The sequence below is a fragment of the Citrobacter sp. wls826 genome (genome assembly GCF_005281245.1).
Classification (GTDB): domain Bacteria; phylum Pseudomonadota; class Gammaproteobacteria; order Enterobacterales; family Enterobacteriaceae; genus Citrobacter; species Citrobacter braakii.
In genome coordinates this window covers 107137-110540 of record NZ_SZWS01000048.1, presented here as the reverse complement: position 1 = coordinate 110540, position 3404 = coordinate 107137, and the positions used below count along the sequence as shown (strand labels likewise).

Below are 3404 nucleotides of genomic sequence, written 5' to 3'. Positions count from 1 at the left end.
TAATTGCCCTGACCCGCGATTTTTTCCCCGCCGAGAAGTAACCGCGCGCCTTCGGCAAGGGAGGCTTCGACCTGCTGATGCAGCTCATCGCGCAGATCAAATCTTGCCATCGGACCCAGATCGTTTTCTTCGTTCAGCGGGTCGCCCATTTTGAGCGCGCTCGCGGCCGCCACAAAACGAGCCGTAAATTCTGCCGCAATTCCTTCTTCGATAATAAAGCGCTTTGCTGCCGCACAAACCTGCCCGGTATTCTGATAACGACCGGCGACCGCCGCCTTAACGGCCAGATCGAGGTCAGCATCATTAAGGACAATAAACGGATCGGACCCCCCCAGTTCAAGCACGCATTTTTTCAGCGCCGCCCCCGCCTGAGCACCAATCGCCGCACCAGCTCGAACGCTGCCCGTCACCGTTACCGCCGCGATACGCGGGTCATTGATCATCTGACTTACCCCGGCGTTATCGGCATTCACCCAACCGTAAACACCCGCGGGAACGCCCGCATCAGCAAAAACCTGCGCGATAATCGCAGCACAGCCGGTTACGTTTGGCGCATGCTTTAACAGATAGCCATTTCCGGCCAGCAGAATTGGAATGGCGCCGCGAAGTACCTGCCAGAGCGGGAAGTTCCACGGCATGATCGCCAGAATAGTTCCAACGGGGCGATACTCAATCACCGCCTGGTTGTTCTCCACCAGCGTAGGTTCCGGGTTGAGCATCGCCGGTCCATGTTCGGCGTACCAGTCACACAATGCGGCTGATTTGGCAACTTCACCACGCGCCTGCTTGATGGGTTTCCCCATTTCACGTGAGATACACTGCGCCATCTCTTCCGCGCGATGACGCAGAGCCTGCCCGATATGACGCAGCGTTTGCGCACGGTGCTCAACGGCAGTGTGTTTCCATTCACTGTAGCCATTCGCGGCAAGGCTCAGCGCATGTGCAATCTCTTCAGTACTGGCCCACGGCATTGCCGCCAACCTTTCACCGTTGGTAGGGTTAACGGAAATCGCATGTGTTGCTGCTGTGATAGTCATAAGTGCCTCTCTTTATCGCAGGGTATGGTCATATCATGCGCATATTTACTCTTTCTGAAAAATGAATAATATTAACCACACCATTCACGAACAGAGAACATTATGGATCTGACGCAACTGGAAATGTTCAACGCCGTCGCGGAGACAGGCAGTATTACGCAGGCCGCCGCGAAGGTGCATCGCGTGCCATCCAATCTCACCACCCGTATTCGCCAGCTTGAAGCCGACCTTGGCGTCGATCTGTTTATTCGTGAAAATCAGCGTTTGCGGCTTTCCCCGTCCGGGCACAATTTTTTACGCTACAGCCAGCGGATCCTCGCCCTGGTTGACGAGGCGAGAATGGTCGTCGCCGGCGATGAACCGCAGGGGTTGTTCTCTCTTGGCTCGCTCGAGAGTACTGCCGCTGTGCGGATCCCCGCCACGCTGGCTGAATATAATCAGCGTTACCCCAAAATTCAGTTTGCGCTGGCGACAGGTCCTTCAGGCACGATGCTGGACGGCGTGCTCGACGGGACGCTGAACGCCGCCTTTGTCGACGGCCCAATTACTCATCCAGGTCTTGAAGGAATGCCGGTCTACCGTGAAGAGATGATGATAGTCACTCCGCACGGTCATCCCCCTATCCAGCGGGCCAGCGACGTTAACGGTTGCAGCATTTACGCCTTTCGCGCCAACTGTTCCTATCGTCGCCATTTTGAAAGCTGGTTTCATGCCGATCGCGCAATGCCTGGCACCATTCATGAAATGGAGTCGTATCACGGCATGCTGGCTTGCGTCATTGCCGGTGCGGGTATCGCGCTGATCCCGCGTTCGATGCTGGAGAGCATGCCAGGACACCATCAGGTCCACGCCTGGCCGCTAAGCGAAAACTGGCGCTGGCTGAATACGTGGCTGGTCTGGCGCAGAGGGGCAATGACGAGGCAACTGGAAGCGTTTATTGAGGTATTGAACCCTCAGTTGTCGAAAAGCACGGAATAATTCGCGATTCTCAAACAACGCCATAAATAGCGTTCCGGGTGAATTCTCACGCCCGGAATTTCATTAATAATGAAACAGTTAAAATTACGCGAAATGTTCGGCAGTCAATTTTGCCACCCAGTCAATGAAATGAGATCTGCATCACGAAATGATTGTATTTTAGCCAGCAAAAGTTTTAAGATCGTGGCCTTACCTTTTCGCAGCTAATCCACCTAATTGATATGACAACAGACACTGTTTCCCGCAAGGTCGCGTGGCTTCGGGTAGTTACGCTTGCCATTGCCGGTTTTATTTTCAATACCACCGAGTTTGTCCCTGTCGGTTTGTTGTCCGACATCGCACAAAGTTTTAATATGCAGACCGCTCAGGTCGGGATCATGCTGACGATCTACGCCTGGGTTGTCGCCCTGATGTCGCTGCCTTTCATGCTGCTTACCAGCCAGGTAGAACGCCGCAAACTTCTGATCTGCCTGTTTGTCGTTTTTATCGCCAGCCACGTTCTCTCTTTCCTGGCATGGAATTTTACCGTGCTGGTAATCAGTCGTATCGGTATTGCTTTTGCCCACGCTATTTTCTGGTCGATCACCGCATCGCTGGCGATTCGCCTGGCTCCTGCCGGGAAACGCGCGCAGGCTCTCAGCCTGATTGCGACCGGCACCGCGCTGGCGATGGTGCTGGGCCTGCCTATCGGGCGCATCGTTGGCCAGTATTTTGGCTGGCGTACCACGTTCTTCGCCATCGGTATGGGGGCGTTAGTCACCCTACTTTGCTTGATTAAGCTCCTGCCAAAATTACCCAGTGAGCATTCCGGTTCATTAAAAAGCCTGCCGGTTTTATTCCGCCGTCCGGCATTGATGAGCTTGTATCTGCTGACGGTGATTGTGGTCACCGCGCATTACACGGCCTACAGCTATATCGAACCGTTTGTACAGACCGTCGCCGGGCTGAGCGCAAACTTTGCCACCGTGCTGCTGCTGGTTCTGGGAGGCGCGGGTATTGTCGGTAGCGTCATTTTTGGCAAGCTGGGTAACCAACATGCTTCCGTATTGATTAGTAGCGCCATTGCCCTGCTGACGGTGTGTCTGGTGCTGTTACTGCCCGCAGCGGACAGCGAAATGCATCTGGCCGTCCTGAGTATATTCTGGGGCATCGCCATTATGTTGATAGGCCTGGGTATGCAGGTCAAAGTGCTGGCGCTGGCCCCGGATGCCACCGACGTCGCAATGGCCCTTTTCTCAGGTATCTTTAATATTGGGATAGGCGCTGGCGCGCTGGTAGGAAATCAGGTGAGTCTGCACTGGTCAATGTCTACGATTGGTTACGTAGGTGCAGTGCCTGCGGTTGTGGCGTTCATATGGTCGGTGATTATCTTCCGTAAATGGCCAGTAT

3 protein-coding genes are annotated in these 3404 nt (G+C 54.4%); 2 read left to right on the top strand and 1 reads right to left on the bottom strand.

Translation table 11 applies throughout. The features are described from left to right. Positions 1-1037, bottom strand: a 1037-nt coding sequence (locus FDW87_RS11170) for an aldehyde dehydrogenase family protein (RefSeq protein WP_252363116.1), incomplete at its 3' end; no start/stop codon positions are given. 102 nt (positions 1038-1139) lie between these two features. On the opposite strand from FDW87_RS11170, the gene FDW87_RS11165 reads away from it, so the two are divergent. After that, positions 1140-2015 carry a LysR family transcriptional regulator gene (locus FDW87_RS11165; protein WP_016153075.1) on the top strand — a complete coding sequence of 292 codons (876 nt, stop codon included), beginning with the start codon at positions 1140-1142 and terminating at the stop codon, positions 2013-2015. Positions 2016-2236: 221 nt separating this feature from the next. Further along, positions 2237-3404: sugar transporter (locus tag FDW87_RS11160; RefSeq protein ID WP_137379770.1), on the top strand; the 1168-nt coding region annotated here is incomplete at its 3' end.